The following is a 16,717-nucleotide window of genomic DNA, read 5'->3' as shown; positions in this document are numbered from 1 at the left end:
CTTTCAGAAGTCAACTTCTGACTTATTTTTTAAGAAAAACGAGGTTGTCTTTCTTCTTTCGTACTGGTTGTTTTGTTCAGTTTTCAAAGAGCAATTTGTTTGTCGCTGTTTCAAATTGGCGACTTTATTAATTTATCATATCTGCAATTCGTTGTCAACAACTTTTTAAATTTATGTTAGCTGAACGATCGCTCGAATTAGCAACGAGATTAAATTTACCATGCTGAAAATAGAAAGTCAACGATTATTTTAAAATATATCCAAATTAAATTAAATTAAATAACTTCATACTATGAATCAATAATTCTATCAAACAGCAAATAACGCAACAAAATGCTGATACGCCAGTCTTTCAGTGGTAGTAACTTATATTTAAAACGTTAGATAAATAATAGTTAGTCAAAAACAATTTCGAACGAAACTTTCTTTCCCCAATTCTATTCGAGCTCTTCTTTGATTTAAAAAAAGGTGCCCGATTCTGCTTTTTGTAATAACGAGTATAAGAATCATGCACATTTTCAACGGCTTTTTTGAGGCTAATACAATCAGCTTCTTTGAGGATGGGATAATGAACTCCCGAACCGTTTTATTCGACGCACAGTTATTAAAAAACTGGCCATTCAATTATATTGAAGGGGCTGTCCGTTTTGCAATATCTCATCCCATATTATTTTTAATTATTTCACTCAACTGAAATATTCCCTTTTCAATTTCATCCAGCGAAGCAAAACCATAGGACAGTCGTACAAATTGTCCTGCTTTTTCCTTATAAATACTTCCTGGATTGATGAGAATCCCTTTGGATAATGCTTTTTCAAATAGCTTTTTCACTTTAAAAGCAGGATTTATTTTCACCCATATAAAGAAGCTGCCTTTTGGAATATCCCAAGTGGCGACAGAACCTAAATATTTTTCCAATGCCTCTAAAGCTCTTTGTCGGCGAATCCTCAGTTGTTTTTGAACTTTTTCGATATGATGTTCATACAAACTGCTGGATAACCATTTCTCTGCTACAAGCTGAGATAATGTACTTGACCCGTAATCTAATTGCATTTTCAAGTCCGCTAACCGGTCAATAACAGGCTCTGGACCGACCAGCCAGCCGATGCGTAATCCAGGACTTAATGTCTTTGATAAGCTTCCAATATATAAGACATTGCCATGACGATCTTTGGCTTTTAATGAATCTGGAGGTGCATTATCCATCCATAAATCACGATACACATCATCTTCAATAACAGGAATCTGTTCTCTAATGCAGTATTCCATTAATTCTTCTCTTCTTCTGTCCTCCATTAAGATACCTGTTGGGTTATGAAAGGAAGGTATGGTATATAAAATATTTCTGCCCGTTTCCTTCGTTTGGTAAATAGAATCGACCTTAACGCCCTTGTTATCCATCGGCAACCCCTCGAGATCCATACCGGCTGACTGAAAAACAGATAACGAATAAAGGTAAGAAGGTTCTTCCAAGAATACCGTTGATTTATCCTTTAAAAGGCCAATGGAGATAAGATAGAGGGCTTGAAGCGCTCCAGAAACCACTAAGATGGATGATGGCGACACATCGATACCTCTTTCTTTCAAATAATTACTAATGGCCTCTCGCAGCTTTATATTCCCTTTTGGCTCTTCATACCCGAACGGGGTCAATTGTTTCGAAACTTTTTGGATGATTTCCTGCATTTCTTCTAAAGGAAATAACTCTGGTGATAATTCCCCTTTACTTAATTGAATGAAACGATTATCTGATTCCGTTTCATTGATTTCTTGTACTGTAGAGACACTTGCCTTATGAATACCCTGCGTGACATTCCCATTCCAGTTTGTGGAAAGATGGTCTCCCATCAATGTCCATGTGTTATTGGTGACAACAGTCCCTTTTCCTGCTTTTCCTTCTATTAATCCATCTGCCATTAATTCCTCTAACGCTATGATAACCGTACTTCGATTGACTCCAAACATTCTTGCCAAATGACGCTGGCTCGGTATTTGGCTTCCAATCGCCCACTCTCCTTTAGAAATTTTCTCTTTTATAAAATCAATAATGATTTGATATTTGGGCTTTTTCATAGATACTCCTTTTCCGACCCTATTTAAACTGGTTGGATTTTTTCTATTTAAGCTGTTGCAGACATTCTAACACACTCATATTACCATAGGAAACACCGTTCGAAACTGGTTGTACTTAAAATAAATGAGGTGTACTTATGATAAAATCTTTCCATGTAAAAATCGCTTTTGCTCATTTGGTAACCATTATTTTATGGGCATCTGCATTTCCCGGAATCCGAGCTGCTCTGACTGCTTACTCCCCAGAGCATATATCCCTTTTACGATTATTAGTTGGATCATTGATGCTGATTCTTGCAGCTTTTATCAAAAGAATTCGTTTGCCGGAAATCAAAGATATACCCATTATTTTATTATTAGGTTTTCTGGGGTTCTCCGTCTATCAAACAGCACTAAATTATGGGGAACAAACGGTTAGTGCAGGGATTGCAAGTTTATTGGTCTCTACAACACCTATATTCGCTGCATTATTGGCTTTATTATTTTTCCGTGAAAAATTTGGCCTGTGGGGATGGATAGGCTCCTTTATCAGTTTTTGCGGGGTAGCTTTTATTGCTTTCGGTGACTCCGCCGGCAGCTTTTCATTTAACGCTGGCATTATCCTTATTTTAATCGCATCCCTTTCAGAAAGTATTTACTTTGTTTTTCAAAATGCTTACTTAAAAAAATATGGTTTTTTCGCATTCACGATATATACGATTTGGGCAGGCACGCTTTTCATGTTGATTTTTATGCCTGGACTTGGAGAGGCAATCATGAACGCGCCAATGGACGCAACACTGGCAGTGGTTTATCTGGGAATTTTTCCAACGGTTATTCCCTACTTCACTTTGGCCTACGTTACGTCCAAAACCGGGGCTTCCGAGGCAACGAGTTCACTTTATTTAACACCAGTGTTTGCTTTCCTTATTGCATGGGGTTGGTTGAATGAGATTCCTCATTTCCTTGCAATCGCGGGAGGCATGATTACTTTATCAGGGGTGTTTATGTCAAATATAAAGAGAGAGGATGAGTTACAGGTTAGCCAGACACCGTTAAAAAATTTATAAAAGCACAAAGAGAGAACCGGAGCTAAACTCAAGTAAACAAGTTTAGCTCCGATTCTCTCTGTTTATTTACAGCCATCCCTCTTGTAAAATCAGACAATGATATAGCGATAAAATCAATGGAGGAATAGCGCCTTATCGATTAGACGGAATTATCTTTTTTCAGACATAGGATATAAAGGATATTCCCATTGGTGCGTACATTCTTCCAGCATATAATATCCGCGTTCCTTGTTTGGCACAATACGCGAGCATTGCTGTGTCGGAATGGCTCCAGCCTCATTCTCATTGGCTATGTCAATCCACTCTTGATTTGCAGCCGCATCATACCGTACTGTTAATGTATTTCCATTCACGGTGATGGTTTGTCCGCCCTCTTTCTTTTCAGCATTATCCATAAACTGCTCTATCGCTTCCTCCAGGTTTTCCGTCTCGTCTGTTTCAGATGAAGGTTGTGTAGAATCTAAATAAACATCCTCCGTCCCTTTCCAAGTATGGAAACGAACAGAATCTGCTGTTAACCACTCTACATTTCCTAACCCCAAAGCATTTTCAGCATTGAAGCTTTCAGACGGATAGTCCCTGCGTCGAGCAACTATGCTAATGGATTGGTCATCCAGTTGTTTGCCGATAAAGCCAAATTTCGTCTTGTAAAAATTATAAGAATAGGTTGTCTCCCCAAGGGTAAAGCTGCGATGCTCGATTACCAGCGACTGCTGATCGTATGGTGAATCGATTTTTGTGTAACTATATTCCATCAACAAGACCATGAAGCCATGAAACAATATGATTGGTATAAAAATAACAAGCCCGGCAATTGTCCATATTTTAGGAAGGTTTGAACGAATAGAGAGCTTTGCACGAAAACCGATTGCAGCAAGAACGATCAGGTTTATAACCATAGGAATAACATATCCAGTTGGTTTTAAAAAAAGAAAATAATAATCGGTATCATGCATCATGATAAGAACCAAATCCATGATTCCTAAAACAAGGAGCGCCCATTTTGTTTTTGTCATAAGATTCCCCGTTCTTAGTTCATTTCTTGTGGAATGGTTTTCTTTTAACCCATTCGCCTTTATCAAAAGATTCTACTGAAACCAATACCCATTTCGCTTATTACGTGATTAATTTAAGCCCGATTACAGAGCATAAAACCATAGCGATAAAAACCATACGCCTCCAGTCTTTTGATTCTCCATAAAATATCATGCCGATAAGTGCGCCGCCGACAACACCAATCCCTGTCCAAATGGCGTAGCCTGTTCCCATAGGGATGAATTGTAAGGAATAACTCAGCAAAGCAAGACTTGAACCAAACCCTAAAATAAGTAGAATGACTGTTTGCCAATTCCGTTTTACAGAGAGCTGATTAATCATGGCAACACCAAATGTCTCCAGTAAGCCTGCGATAATTAAAGTAAACCAAGCCATCAGGATTCAGCTCCTTTCTCTGCCTTATCTGGTGTGACCAATTTCAAACCCATCACTCCAGCTAATAATGTTGCTATGAGAATTACTTTTTCCCATTTAAACGCTTCTCCAAAGAAAAGAAATCCTGCAATAACAGTACCTGCTGTCCCTAACCCTACAAAAATAGCATAAACCGTTCCTGCCGGCAGTACTTGTGCCGCTGTAATCATTAAATAATTACTAACAATAATACATATAACTGTGCCAGTCCATGTCCAAAAATCATATGCATGCGTTAAACCAATCACCCAAAAAATTTCCAAAAAAGCTGCAACGAATACTTTCATCCAATTTCGATTCACTGCAAACACCTCCACTTTTATTATTTCCAAAAAACGAATTAAAAAAAGCCCTGAGAGGCAACTGTACATACAGCTTCTCCCGGGCTTTTATCCCTCCGTGACACAGTAATTCACTGTGTGTTTTCTCTCGGACCAGACCAGCATTTGATGTGCGGAACCCTAGAAAACATTTTTTTCAACGTAATTTCTTATCATAATAGACGTTTTTTTTCTGCCATAAAAGCTTTCATTTAAAAAACCATATCAAAAAGAAGAAATTGATGCAACATTTTTACATACGTCAACTTTCCCCATCAACAAAGCGCAGCATCCCTCTATCAACCGATATAACATCCTCCTGATTAAAAATAATACAGGCTTTTCCACCAACATATTTATCAGACTCGAACTCCCCAAGAACAGTTACATAGCCTTTTTCAAAAAGATAAACAAGCTGTTTGTCATTTTCCTCCGATTCAAAAGCCGTTAAATCATTATGTAAATACGCTGTTACCGGTTTATCATATAACCGCATGTATCTCTCTTCCTTCCCCTCATTTTGTCCCTTTCTTCCATCGCTTTCTAACACATTTATTCCCCTATTTTGCTGCTTTGTCCCGATATACAAATATAGTAATAGCATTTAATAGGATGGTAACGATAAGCAGAACCGCTGCGGCAGAAACAACAGCACCTGCTGTATCCATCAGAGCAATCCAATCCTCTATTTTTACTAAATGATAGTTATAAGCTAACTGAAAACATAACGAAATAGCACAAGCACTCATGCTCGCAAGGGAAAACGCAGCCCAATTCTTTGGATTGTTTTTATCATATCTTGTGAGAATAATAACAGGAAGTATCCACGCAACGAGTCCAAGCAGAAGACTGCCTATATTAAGTAAACCGATCATAGCTGGTTCCTCTTTTCATTTTTCAAATGGGAGACGGGGCTTCCGTCTTGATATATGGAATAAGTCCACTCGCCATTTTATTACTTCATGTATAAAACATTGATAATCTTTTATTCATAACCGCCCTTAGCATCAGGTAACGCTTTATACGCATCCTTTTCCTTAACAATGCTAAATACATCATCGCGTAATCCGATAAATTCCTTTGTATCTTCAGTCGGTTCACAGTAAGCTCCAGAAACAGAATGTGTTATTGTTTCTCCGTTGACGATAATTTCCCACGCATCCTCTTCATGTGGTTCTACACTGCAAATCGTTCCGTCGACGGGTTCTGGAGTAAACTCTTTTGGTTCTTTTATATTGATTTCTTTCATTTTTTCATAAATTTGGTTCATTTCTTCCTCTGTTAAGCTGATTTCTGCAGTTGCTGTACCATTTTCTATTAAATCCTTCGTCACTGTGCCTTCGAAAGTGTTAATCTCATTATTTTTGCCCACACCAAACTGGATGGAAAAATCAAAGTCATCCGGCATACTTTCCGGCATATTGGCAACCGAATCAACGGGAGTCGTTTCAGGTTCGGGTTCATTTGTTTCCGGTTGACTGCACGCGTATAGAGAAAGCGTAAGCAGCATAAAAAGGAATAACTTCTTCATTAGATATACCCGCCTTTACTAAAGAATAGTATGGTATGCTCACTTATTTCAGTTCCAAAGCAATATTTCCCAAAGCTCCCGATCTTCTATGACTAAGTCATACGGATTTTTTATGTCCAGACAATGAATACTCCTCTTTTTAAAAAGAGCTAAATCTTCTTCGCCATTCCAAGATGTAAAATACTCAACAACTTGACTATTTTGAATTGCTTCGTCCATATAATTGTATAGTATAGTTAAACATTTCTCTTCTTCTGCAGTTCCTTTAATTTGATTGTTCAAAGGAATTTGATTAGCATATGCAGCTGCTTGATGCTTGTATGAAAAATGAGAACTATACGAAAACCTGCGTTTAATTGTGCTATCATAATTATTTTCAATTAAATAATCTTGGCTCATTGAAGTAAAGTCATTTAATTAATAATAGCCTATCAAAGATATAGATTAATAATCTGACATTTTAATATCCTTATTCGAACATTCACTGCAAATCACAGGAACGTTCTCCCACTCAAATCTTTTTCTAGGCATTGTTTGCGTCTTCAAATGGCTGGGAGGGAAATTCCACTTTATCCAGCACTTTTCACCTGTTTCTATGATTTTATCGCAATGATCACAATGGAATTTTTTATCTTTATTATTATACATAATGAAGCCGCTCCTCTCTATGGCGTCCTTTGGTTAAGAAAAATGATCCGCATTTATTTTCATCCTTTAGAAACTCCAAGGTGCTTCTATTGGTGTCTTGCTTAGAAGTCTTCCTGCGTATTATCGTATTCATTGCATTCGCTTCTCAACAAATAACAAAATTAATGTTGCTATCGGGCCTAATACAAGGGAAAGCAAGAACCAATTTAACCCTGTCCGATTCTTTCCCTGTGCAAGTCCGGCATTTATCAATGCCAGTGTGCCCCATCCTACAAAATATTGGTTATCCATCATTGATCCTCCCCTCTAAAATAATCAGCACATCAGCTGCCAACAACACACCACACTTTATTATTGTCATCACGTTCTCCTAAAATCCTATTAATGCATCCCATCCTATGACGGCCTCTTTCCCTCTATGTTAACTGTAGTCATGCTTTGCCTGTCAACTTCATAAGAAGCTGTCCAAGTACCTGATTCCCTCCCCTTTTTCCAGTGTTCTGTAAAGGTGACAATATACGTTTCATCCCCAATTTCTTCTGCATCTGTTTCCTTTGTAATGTGATAGCCTTCCACTGTACCTTCCCATTGTCCAATATTGTCAGGGAAGTCATCTGTTAACGTTCCTTCACCATAAGTTGCAAAATCAACCGCATCTTCTTTGGTAAATGGGGGCATAGGCGGAGAGGTTACTTCTAAATAACCCCAGCTTATTCCAAGGCAAGCGATTGGGATAATCCAAAAAGGGTTAACGCTCTTTTTCTTCCTCTTTCTTCTGTCTAGCCACTTATCAAACATCCCATAGATGATGGCGGCTGGCATTCCGTATAAGGCAGCCATTCCATCTTGAAAGATGATGCCATTAGCCAGTCCGAAAAAGCCGAGAATCAACACATACAGCCAGTCATGTTGACGAAACCACTTACTTTGCAAATATTCTATTGCTATTGCCACCGCGTTTCCATAAATCAGGATAATCATCCCAATATACAGGGCATAAACGGTAAACCAGCCCATGAATTGATTTCCGCGATGGTATGCAGATTCAAACCCATTTATAAAATGAATAACAATAAACAATGCCGATAGAAAGATGGTGGTCACAAAGGTTGCGCTTAGCTTTCTTAGAAAGAGGCTTTCTAAATTATTTTCCATATGTATTTACTCCTGACGCTTCGTAATTCATTTGAGTTTCACACTGTAAAACCGCATTGCTTTGGGAACACCTTTTATTTCAAAAACGCCCTTCAAAATTAAACGTCTTACGCTATACTCCACAAACACATCGCTAATATATTGATCTAAATAGCCGATCACCTCGCCAATAAGACGTGCTGATAGGATGAATTCCGTATTCTTTTGCTCCTGATGCAGCATTTTTGCTTTGTTGATTATCACGTCGTCATAATAGCTTTCATCTACACTTTTTATATCTCTATTTTCCCATATCCTCAGAGCTTCTTGTGTAGCAGCTAATGCTTGCCATTTCTGCTCGAATTTTTCCCGCTGCTCTTTGCTTAAAGCAGGTGTCTTACTGCTATTTTGATAAATCAACTGCAGCTTTTCAGACATGATTTCCCCGGTGTGCAACGGATAATTATCCTTTTCTGGAATATTGAATTGTTTTTTATACTGTTTCGTTGTGTTTATAGCGGTTATATCATTCCTTTTATCTCTCAATAAATACAGAACATAGCTTAAAGCAGTCTGTTCATGAGCGTTTTCCCCAGTCCAAATGATAATAGACGCCGTTTCAGGGATAGCACTTATCATGGAGAGTGTACGATTGAAATGATGTCGGTATTCATCTAGACAATCATCATCCAGAATAAGATGATTTTTTAACCATTCCTCCCTGTAGTCAAGTCCCGCTTGATCATGCAATTGCCAAATCGGGCCGATTGAAAAGGCATCTGAAAAGGAGATAACCATTTCTTCATCTTGTAATCCCATTTCTTTTAATACCCATTTCAAGCTTCCAGCCGCGGAATCATCAAAGAGGATATGCACAACTTTATCATTGGTACTATTTTTTATTTTTGTTTGATCTCTTTTGACACTCAAAAAATCATGGTATGTTTTCTTCAAATCTGCTACAAACTGCTCCTCCGTATACTGGTCTGATTCTTCAAGCATATGGATTCGAAAAAAGGTTTGAAATAAAAGGGACCTCACTTCCTCTTCCGCAGCATGATTAAGGGTTCCTTTTAATTCATCGATCAATGTATCTCCCACCTTTATAGGTTTTATTACGATAGCGCCTATTAGCTCTTAATTAAACGAAACTGCTCGATCACATAAGAATTTTTTTATAATCCTCCATCATTTATTTCAACTATCTCCATAAATTCACGTTACACGAAATTACTTATTGATGTAAATACTTATTAAGAGATAACCTCATACTCCCTTTTCTAACTAATAAAAAATCTTTATATAACGGATCTGTTTCTATCAATATCAGTGCCTATTTTGCTTGTCTTTTTTGAACCAGCAAAAATTACCCGGCATGCTTTATCCGAGCATACCGGGTAATTTTCTACTATGTGTTCAAAAAGCAGCCAACGGTTATTACTCATCTCTTTTCAATAAAACTTCTCCCGATAATTCGCCAGAGCAAGCAACGGAAACAAATATTCATAGCTATGGTAGTGAATATAAAATCCTCCAGGAAGCCCCTGCCCCTTCGGATAGGCTGTTGTCCAATCCGCTTTCACCGACGCATCCAGCAAATACGCAATACCCCGCTTGATTTCCGGTGTTGCTTTTCCTTCTGCAGCAATCAGCGCATCTAATGCCCAGGCGGTATGTGTACGCGTGCTTTCCTTGAGCGGGACATATTTTTTCTCTATATCGCTTTTGCACGACTCTCCCCAGCCGCCGTCCTGATTTTGAATGGCGTATAACCATTGGATCGCTTTTTGAACCTGCGGATGGTTGCTGCGTGTTTTAACCGCTGCTAACCCTGTAATCGCCGACCAGGTTCCGTAGATATAACAAATCCCCCATCTGCCATACCAGGATCCATCCTTTTCCTGATTTTGCAGAAGCCACTTCACACCGCGTTTTATAAAGGGCTGATACGTATCTGTATGCGTGTCATTTCCGAAGAATTCCAATGTCCTCCCAGTTAAATCAGCCGTTGATGGATCCAGCAGCATCGATCCTCCCCCTTCAATCGGCAGCCAGGAAAGCAATGTATTATCTACATTCTTCTCAAAGGCCGGCCAGCCGCCATCATCATTCTGCATGGAGACTGCCCACTGAATTCCGCGGTCCCAGGCTTGTCGATAGACGGGGGTGTTACGGGCAAAGGAACGAATAGACCTCAACGCAGCTGTTGTATCGTCCAGATCAGGATTGAACGTATTGATATGAGAGAACCCCCATCCGCCCGGTGTCACATCTTGGTTATGGATGCTCCAATCGCCGTACTTCATCTGTTGTCTCCCAAGTAAATACTGATTTGCCTTCTTAATTACCGTGGCAGAGGAGGGTACACCAGCCTTTTGCAAAGCATGGCTGATCAAAGCCGTATTCCAGACGTTTGCCGTCGTATACTGCATGTGCGTTTGTTTTCCAATACTGGTTTGAAAAGCTTTTAGTCCCTCTACTGCCTTGATAATAATCGGATCCTTTTTCGAATAGCCTCTGGCCATCAGAGCAAATATCATCAAAAACGTTGCACTGAAATAGCTGTAAAATGTCCCGTCTGATTCCCTTCGATTCAGCATATACTCCTCTGCACGCTGCAAGGCTAATTCATGGAGCTGTTCCGGGTTCCCTATCAGACTGCTAATTCCTCGTTGAAAAGGGGTTTGAAAGGAGCGCCAATCGTTTAACTCCGCTTCCCAATCGCCGTCATCTCCCCGTTGTAAAAATAGATCGGACAAATCAGGCGAACGCTTTGTCTTCCGGCTGAATTTATAATCTGCAGTAATTAATATAGGAACCAAATTGGACCGTGCATATAATGATAAGTCAAATAGATTAAGTGGAAAAGAAACCGGAAAAAGAATGAATTTAACCGGAACAGGAAGATAGCGCGGCCACTTGTACTGCCCTGTCAGAGCTAACATAACCTTTGCAAACATATTGATTTCCTTTAAGCCGCCATGCCGCTGGATAAACCTTGTTGCCAGATGAATCTCCCGGTCCTCCTTTTTTCGGTGACCGGAGTAAAGGAGCGCATAACAAGCCTCCACCGTTGCCGTGAGGTTCCCTTCCTCTTCATCGTGGAATATTTTCCAGGCACCATTCTTCCCTTGTTTACGAAGGATTCTGCTTACCAGCGCATCGATAAGATTCTCATCATCCATTTCCAAAGTACGTAAGAGGATAATCATATAACAATCTGTGGAAATCCCCGTTTCAAAGGGATACGCCCAGGAACCATCATGCTTTTGTTCTTTTGTAAGCCTGTCAACCAGACGATTTATCTCTACATCTACCTTTTCCTTCATTAGAAAACCTCTCTTATAAGAACCATTTTTCCTATACATATGACACACCGTGTAAGCATATTCCTTAGAGAAGGAGGAGACTGGATGACAATTGGCTGTTTCAAAAAAAGGAAAGTGTATGAAAAGTCTGCTCTTGAGATAAAAAAAGAACTGAAGAATATAAGGAATCCAAAAGCAAACGGCCTATCCGTATCCATGCTTCCTAAAAGAGAGCAGGTATTCATTCAACGCATTCATCAACTGACAATTAAATGGAATAAAAATAATGTCACCCGGACACAAGCCTACTTCGATTTTTATATGCAGCACCCAGAAATCCATTGGGCTTTATTAGGGCATATGGTATCACGCAACGGCGGTTGGAACATGACTGATTTGAAAGGCGACCTCCTATCGCGTTTGTTATCCGAAAAAGAACAAAAAAACTTTTATTTATTTTTAGAACGGGGCAATTGGTTAATATTCCAGGATGTTTATCCGCAATTATTGCTGTATCAGCAAAGTGTAAGAATGCATCAAAATCTTTTTCACCTTCTTCCTTTCTTGAATGTCTCTAGATTTATGGAAGTGGTATGGAATCATTTTTGGGAGCATGGTGACCGTTATCTGTTAGCCATCGCAACCATTATTAATGAACAAAGCTATTTAGAAAAAAGAGTGGTGCATCATCCTCATTTTAAAGAAACGGTTTTAGATACATTGGGTTTTAAGCTGTATGATTTTTTACGCTTTAACCATGTTATTTTCCCGCATTATCACCTTGGAAAAATAGAAAAGAAGCCCGTATTAATCGGTGATACCCTGCACCATTTCGGCTCTCTCCATGAGCGGATTATGCTGGGGAAACGTTTATATGCCATCCTTTTTCAACAGAAATCTGTCTTAAAAGATATTCTGCTATGGGTAGGGAAGCATCCGCATACAGGCTCCCGAGCCGATTATTGGAAAGATTTGTTTCATTCTGTGAATGAATCTGCACCGGGTACGGTCTATCGGCGAAGAACAAGGCATTGTGAACGCAGAAAAGGAGCTCCCCGAATCTATAGCCCTCCATTGAAATATGCTTGGAAAAACGTTAACCACTCCCCGGCTGAAAGAGGAGACTGGTTTAACGATGTAAGTGTGATTGATTATTTCGTAGAAGAAGAAAAAAATACAGGTGGGGAAATTCATGAAAAATACTGCAAGGCAATGGAAAAAATCGAGCTTATCATCATTGCAAAAAAGGCGATCTTCCTCAGACAGGAGTAAAGAACAGCAGGCGTATGTCATCGCAGCTCTCTTTTCTTCCATCGTCGGGACCTATTTAGATTTATTTTTTGTCGGCATCGGCATGTATCACTTTCCTATGCGGCTTTTCCCAGAAATATTTACAGTCAATATTGCCTTTACACTGCTGATTCTTCCTGTTTCCGTCATTTTATTCTTGTACCTGGCCAATCGGATGAGGACCCTTCCGCGGTGCATAATGATTCTTACGATTAGTACAGCGGTCATTTTTATCGAAAAAACCGCTGAAAAGCTGGGAGGATTTATGCCTCATCCAGATTGGAATCATGCCTATTCCTTTTTCGGGTATATGCTTTTCCTCATGATTGTTTGGATAATTTTTCGGTTTTTTCAGGTGAAAATTTGAAAAGCTGGTATTTACTCGTCCTCCTAATCATAGAAATGATGAGGAGGTGGCGTGATGCGGAATCGAAAAATTTCTATATTGCTGTTAGCAGCTACATATGTTGGAACGGTTATTGGAGCAGGCTTTTCTTCAGGGAAAGAAATTGTTACGTTTTTTAGTGTCTATGGAGCTTTAGGGACCGTCGGCATTGCAATCAGCGGAATCTTGTTTATTTGGATAGGAACCAAAATAATGATTATATCTGTCCGAATTGGAGCCTATTCTTATCAGGATTTAAATGAATACCTCTTTGGAAGAAAGATTGCCAAAGTGATTAATCTGTTTATCTTTTTCGTCGTTATCGGCGTTACTTCCGTCATGCTTTCCGGGGCAGGCGCTGTATTTCATGAACAGCTTGGCCTTCCGTTTCAAATGGGAGTGATCCTTACACTCATTCTCTCTTATATCGTTGTCATGAAAGGATTAAATGGATTATTTGCCATCAACTCCTATATTGTGCCATTAATGCTTCTTTTCGTCCTGTTTGTAGCAGGCTCTATCGCGGGAGAGCATCCGCATCTGCTGGCAGAAAAACTCCTACCTGTTCAGTTATCGGACAACCTTTCTTGGGCAGGCTCTCCTTTTGCCTATGCAGCATTTAATCTGATGACAGCACAGGTTGTTCTTGTACCATTGGGAAAGGAAATTCAGGATGAACACGTTTTACGCTGGGGCGGATTTTTGGGTGGAATGGCTTTATTTTTCATCCTATTATTAATCCATTTTTCATTGTCCGTCTTTCCGCAAACATTTCCTTATGAAATACCGATGGCCGAGATTGTCCAACATTTTGGAGCCCTTATTCATATTCTGTTCTTAATCGTTATTTACGGCGAGATTTTCAATACAGTGGTCGGGAATGTGTTTGGAATCACACGACAGCTGCAGTCGGCATTTCGTCTTCGTTATCAACATGCTGTCCTGGTAATTCTGTTTGTTGTCTTTTTAATCAGCCAGGTGGGATATGGAAAATTACTGTCGGTATTGTACCCGTTGTTTGGTTATCTGGGGTTGTTCTTTCTGTTGTGGTTATTGATTAAAAGAATGCCTGAGAAATAAATAGACTCTTTTATTGGGAGATAATAAAGTAAATAGGTGCTTCATTTTATTTTTAATAAGAATTCGCTTATAATTCAAATAAGGCTAGTGATTGAATTGCGTTTAACAGATAAAAATTTCAACACCCATAAAGAATTGGAAGTGAAACAACAAACCGATGAAGTATTAGTATATATCGATGGAATTATTTACACTTCTCCGCCTCTAAGTATAAAACATCAGAGGATATCGTCTTTTCTCTACGTAGAACTTCATAATGCATTAAAAAACAGCGGTTGTGACGCATTTTCTGCACCAACAGCTGTCTTGTTTGAACCAAACGAGAATAATCATAATAAAAATAAAAGGGTTGTCCCTGACTTATTTGTGACATGCCATCCCGAAAACTTCACTGAAAATGAAAATCTGTTTTTTGATTAAATAATAAAAGATGCCGAAATAACAGCAAATATCTCGCTGTTGTTTTTTTAATTGTGCTTATATACGATTAACATTTCCCCATTTATATGAAACTGTACGCAACCGTAGCCATACCAATAAAAATCCATATTCTGAGGTGCGGAAAATCATTTATTGCAATGACCATCACGATTAAATTTACCAGGTAGAGTATTCTCTCCCCATATTTATGTAGTCTGTTCACATATTTCCTACCTAAATCAGCTATTTGTATCTCCCATTTTTTCATGAGATATCGGTTGACAAAGTGATTTAAAATAAGAATGGCAATTACAAATGAACTAAAGAGATACATTAGCCTTCTAAAACATATAGCAGAAACCACTTAATTTTTACTAAAGTTAATATTTCATTCAAGTTCATTCAATTTATATAATATTTTCAAATTTTTTATTGCCTTCAAGCGCACTTCAAGGTTTATACTCTAACTGAATTATATTAAGGAGGTAATGAGCATGGCAAAATTTAATACATTGAAAGATAAAATAGTGGTTATTGCAGGCGGCGGAAAAAACCTTGGCGCTTTGATAAGCAAGGATTATGCAAATGACGGAGCAAAAGTAGTCGTGCATTATCACAGTTCTTCCTCTAAGGAAGAAGCAAAGCAAACCGTTGAATCAATTAAAGATAATGGCGGAGAAGCTGCATTATTTCAAGGTGATTTAACAAGTGCAACTAAAATAGAAGAACTGTTTGATTTTGCCGTAAGTCAGTATGGCAACATTGATATTGCTGTTAATACAACCGGCAAGGTTCTTCGCAAACCGATTGTAGAAACGTCTGAAGAAGAATATGATAGTATGCAGCAGATTAATGCAAAAACAGCCTACTTTTTTATCAAAGAAGCTGCGAAGCATATGAACGACAATGGGAAAATCGTTACGATTGTTACAGCATTATTAGCTGCTTATACGGAGGGATACTCTACTTATGCGGGCGAAAAGGCACCTGTTGAACACTATACACGAGCTGCTTCGGCAGAATTAATGAGCCGGGGAATTTCCGTCAATAATATTGCTCCTGGTCCAATGGATACGCCTTTCTTTTATCCGCAAGAAACGGAGGAAAGAGTAGCATTTCATAAGTCGCAAGCGCTTCATAATCAATTAACTCAAATTGAAGATATCGCTCCAGTAGTTAAATTTTTGACTACAGACGGATGGTGGATTAATGGACAAACTATATTCGCAAATGGAGGGTATACAACCCGCTAATCAAAAGGAGGAGATTTCTATGCATTGTTTTTTAGCCGAATATGCTCCAATAGAAACGACGATATCTATTCTGGCTTCTAATGGGGATGTAAACGCAAGTAGAAAAGTTTCCATCTCTAAAGAATCTTTCATTAACGATTTAACGAAAAAAATGATTGAACTGTCACATGAACAAGGTCTTTACCACCATGATATCTTTGCAATTGGTGTCGTAGTGGATGCGAAAGAAATGCTTGGACGCGGGTCGGAACAGCTCCAAAAAGAACTAGCATCTTCATTTGGTTTTACATCCGTTGTTGATTCGGACGAAAATATTGTTCGTAAAAAGCTACTGCAAAATGCCAAATAAACCATACGAAAACCTCTCAGGAATCTAAATCTGAGAGGTTTTTTTGGGTGACTTCTCTTCTTCTAGTATCTTCATTTTCTTGGTCAGCTTGTCCAATGCTATATCAATCTCCATTTTCTGTTTCTGCAATTTTTCCTGATGGTCACGAAAAATTTGTGTTCTTTCTTCTAAAGTGCTATCCCCTTTCATGTATAAGTGTGCCACATGCCTTAATATTTCAATAGACATTCCCGTTGCACGCATACACCCTATTAACTCCAGCCAAAATAAATCTTCTTCTTTAAACATCCTGTAACCATTTTCACTGCGCTCAAGAAATGGCAAAAGTCCTTCATTATCATAATAACGAATGGTTGATGCCGGGACTTCTGTTTTCTCGGAAGCCTCTTTAATTGTCAGCATATTTC

At 38.8% G+C, this 16,717-nt stretch carries 21 protein-coding genes and 1 riboswitch; of the genes, 7 read left to right on the top strand and 14 right to left on the bottom strand.

Annotated features, from left to right (window positions below; all coding sequences use genetic code 11):
- Nucleotides 1-657: 657 nt before the first annotated feature.
- Nucleotides 658-2,073, bottom strand: coding sequence for a MocR-like pyridoxine biosynthesis transcription factor PdxR (pdxR, locus tag ACFO3P_RS11200; protein ID WP_193064951.1), 1,416 nt, complete (start codon nucleotides 2,071-2,073; stop codon nucleotides 658-660).
- A gap of 137 nt (nucleotides 2,074-2,210) precedes the next feature.
- Between pdxR and ACFO3P_RS11195 the strand changes: the two genes are divergently transcribed.
- Complete coding sequence (locus ACFO3P_RS11195; RefSeq protein WP_193064950.1) at nucleotides 2,211-3,122, top strand: DMT family transporter; 912 nt, start codon at nucleotides 2,211-2,213, stop codon at nucleotides 3,120-3,122.
- Between the two features lie 149 nt (nucleotides 3,123-3,271).
- Here ACFO3P_RS11195 and ACFO3P_RS11190 read toward each other — a convergent pair whose 3' ends face one another.
- The 11 genes from ACFO3P_RS11190 to shc form a co-directional block, all read right to left on the bottom strand.
- Nucleotides 3,272-4,138 (bottom strand): hypothetical protein, encoded by an 867-nt coding sequence (locus ACFO3P_RS11190; RefSeq protein WP_289585393.1) that lies wholly within the window; start codon nucleotides 4,136-4,138, stop codon nucleotides 3,272-3,274.
- 100 nt (nucleotides 4,139-4,238) lie between these two features.
- Nucleotides 4,239-4,553: a DMT family transporter gene (locus ACFO3P_RS11185; protein WP_193064948.1), complete on the bottom strand. Its 315-nt coding sequence runs from the start codon at nucleotides 4,551-4,553 to the stop codon at nucleotides 4,239-4,241.
- A complete protein-coding gene (locus tag ACFO3P_RS11180; RefSeq protein ID WP_042535888.1) occupies nucleotides 4,553-4,894 on the bottom strand; it encodes a DMT family transporter in 342 nt (113 codons plus the stop codon). Before ACFO3P_RS11180 ends, ACFO3P_RS11185 begins: the two co-directional genes overlap by 1 nt.
- A 74-nt stretch (nucleotides 4,895-4,968) precedes the next feature.
- Nucleotides 4,969-5,068, bottom strand: a riboswitch (guanidine-I (ykkC/yxkD leader).
- Nucleotides 5,069-5,174: 106 nt separating this feature from the next.
- Entirely contained in the window at nucleotides 5,175-5,462 is a 288-nt protein-coding gene (locus ACFO3P_RS11175) for a hypothetical protein (RefSeq protein WP_256705530.1), read from the bottom strand.
- A gap of 10 nt (nucleotides 5,463-5,472) precedes the next feature.
- Nucleotides 5,473-5,787, bottom strand: a complete 315-nt coding sequence (locus ACFO3P_RS11170; RefSeq protein WP_042531090.1) for a hypothetical protein — start codon at nucleotides 5,785-5,787, stop codon at nucleotides 5,473-5,475.
- A gap of 110 nt (nucleotides 5,788-5,897) precedes the next feature.
- A complete protein-coding gene (locus tag ACFO3P_RS11165) occupies nucleotides 5,898-6,443 on the bottom strand; it encodes a hypothetical protein (RefSeq protein WP_289585392.1) in 546 nt (181 codons plus the stop codon).
- A 48-nt stretch (nucleotides 6,444-6,491) separates the two neighbouring features.
- Nucleotides 6,492-6,842, bottom strand: a complete 351-nt coding sequence (locus ACFO3P_RS11160; protein WP_289585391.1) for a hypothetical protein — start codon at nucleotides 6,840-6,842, stop codon at nucleotides 6,492-6,494.
- Between the two features lie 378 nt (nucleotides 6,843-7,220).
- Entirely contained in the window at nucleotides 7,221-7,382 is a 162-nt protein-coding gene (locus tag ACFO3P_RS11155) for a hypothetical protein (RefSeq protein WP_212929428.1), read from the bottom strand.
- 105 nt (nucleotides 7,383-7,487) lie between these two features.
- Nucleotides 7,488-8,246, bottom strand: a complete 759-nt coding sequence (locus ACFO3P_RS11150; RefSeq protein ID WP_289585390.1) for a hypothetical protein — start codon at nucleotides 8,244-8,246, stop codon at nucleotides 7,488-7,490.
- A 27-nt stretch (nucleotides 8,247-8,273) separates the two neighbouring features.
- Complete coding sequence (locus ACFO3P_RS11145) at nucleotides 8,274-9,314, bottom strand: DUF1835 domain-containing protein (protein WP_289585389.1); 1,041 nt, start codon at nucleotides 9,312-9,314, stop codon at nucleotides 8,274-8,276.
- Nucleotides 9,315-9,676: 362 nt separating this feature from the next.
- The gene (gene shc, locus ACFO3P_RS11140; RefSeq protein ID WP_289585388.1) at nucleotides 9,677-11,554 is read right to left on the bottom strand and encodes a squalene--hopene cyclase; all 1,878 of its coding nucleotides are present in this window, start codon (nucleotides 11,552-11,554) and stop codon (nucleotides 9,677-9,679) included.
- A gap of 84 nt (nucleotides 11,555-11,638) precedes the next feature.
- Here shc and ACFO3P_RS11135 point away from each other — a divergent pair, with 84 nt between their 5' ends.
- From ACFO3P_RS11135 to ACFO3P_RS11120, 4 genes are all read left to right on the top strand, one after another.
- Entirely contained in the window at nucleotides 11,639-12,805 is a 1,167-nt protein-coding gene (locus ACFO3P_RS11135; protein WP_289585387.1) for a DUF2515 domain-containing protein, read from the top strand.
- The gene (locus ACFO3P_RS11130; RefSeq protein ID WP_193064942.1) at nucleotides 12,726-13,190 is read left to right on the top strand and encodes a CBO0543 family protein; all 465 of its coding nucleotides are present in this window, start codon (nucleotides 12,726-12,728) and stop codon (nucleotides 13,188-13,190) included. Before ACFO3P_RS11135 ends, ACFO3P_RS11130 begins: the two co-directional genes overlap by 80 nt.
- 54 nt (nucleotides 13,191-13,244) lie before the next feature.
- Complete coding sequence (locus ACFO3P_RS11125) at nucleotides 13,245-14,288, top strand: YkvI family membrane protein (protein WP_193064941.1); 1,044 nt, start codon at nucleotides 13,245-13,247, stop codon at nucleotides 14,286-14,288.
- Nucleotides 14,289-14,384: 96 nt separating this feature from the next.
- Nucleotides 14,385-14,708 (top strand): Uma2 family endonuclease, encoded by a 324-nt coding sequence (locus ACFO3P_RS11120; protein ID WP_193064940.1) that lies wholly within the window; start codon nucleotides 14,385-14,387, stop codon nucleotides 14,706-14,708.
- A gap of 82 nt (nucleotides 14,709-14,790) precedes the next feature.
- Here the strand turns inward: ACFO3P_RS11120 and ACFO3P_RS11115 are convergent, their stop codons facing one another.
- A complete protein-coding gene (locus ACFO3P_RS11115; protein ID WP_226895139.1) occupies nucleotides 14,791-15,042 on the bottom strand; it encodes a DUF4181 domain-containing protein in 252 nt (83 codons plus the stop codon).
- Between the two features lie 160 nt (nucleotides 15,043-15,202).
- On the opposite strand from ACFO3P_RS11115, the gene ACFO3P_RS11110 reads away from it, so the two are divergent.
- Nucleotides 15,203-15,961: an SDR family oxidoreductase gene (locus ACFO3P_RS11110; protein ID WP_193064938.1), complete on the top strand. Its 759-nt coding sequence runs from the start codon at nucleotides 15,203-15,205 to the stop codon at nucleotides 15,959-15,961.
- Nucleotides 15,962-15,980: 19 nt separating this feature from the next.
- On the top strand, nucleotides 15,981-16,310 hold the full coding sequence (locus tag ACFO3P_RS11105; RefSeq protein ID WP_193064937.1) for a hypothetical protein: 330 nt from the start codon (nucleotides 15,981-15,983) through the stop codon (nucleotides 16,308-16,310).
- A gap of 24 nt (nucleotides 16,311-16,334) precedes the next feature.
- On the opposite strand, the gene ACFO3P_RS11100 is transcribed toward ACFO3P_RS11105, so the two are convergent.
- Complete coding sequence (locus tag ACFO3P_RS11100) at nucleotides 16,335-16,712, bottom strand: MerR family transcriptional regulator (protein ID WP_226895137.1); 378 nt, start codon at nucleotides 16,710-16,712, stop codon at nucleotides 16,335-16,337.
- Nucleotides 16,713-16,717 lie beyond the last annotated feature (5 nt).

This window comes from Oceanobacillus aidingensis (assembly GCF_042654105.1).
Taxonomy (GTDB): domain Bacteria; phylum Bacillota; class Bacilli; order Bacillales; family Amphibacillaceae; genus Oceanobacillus; species Oceanobacillus oncorhynchi.
Note: the sequence above shows the minus strand (reverse complement) of the source record. Positions and strands in the feature narration are given on the sequence as shown.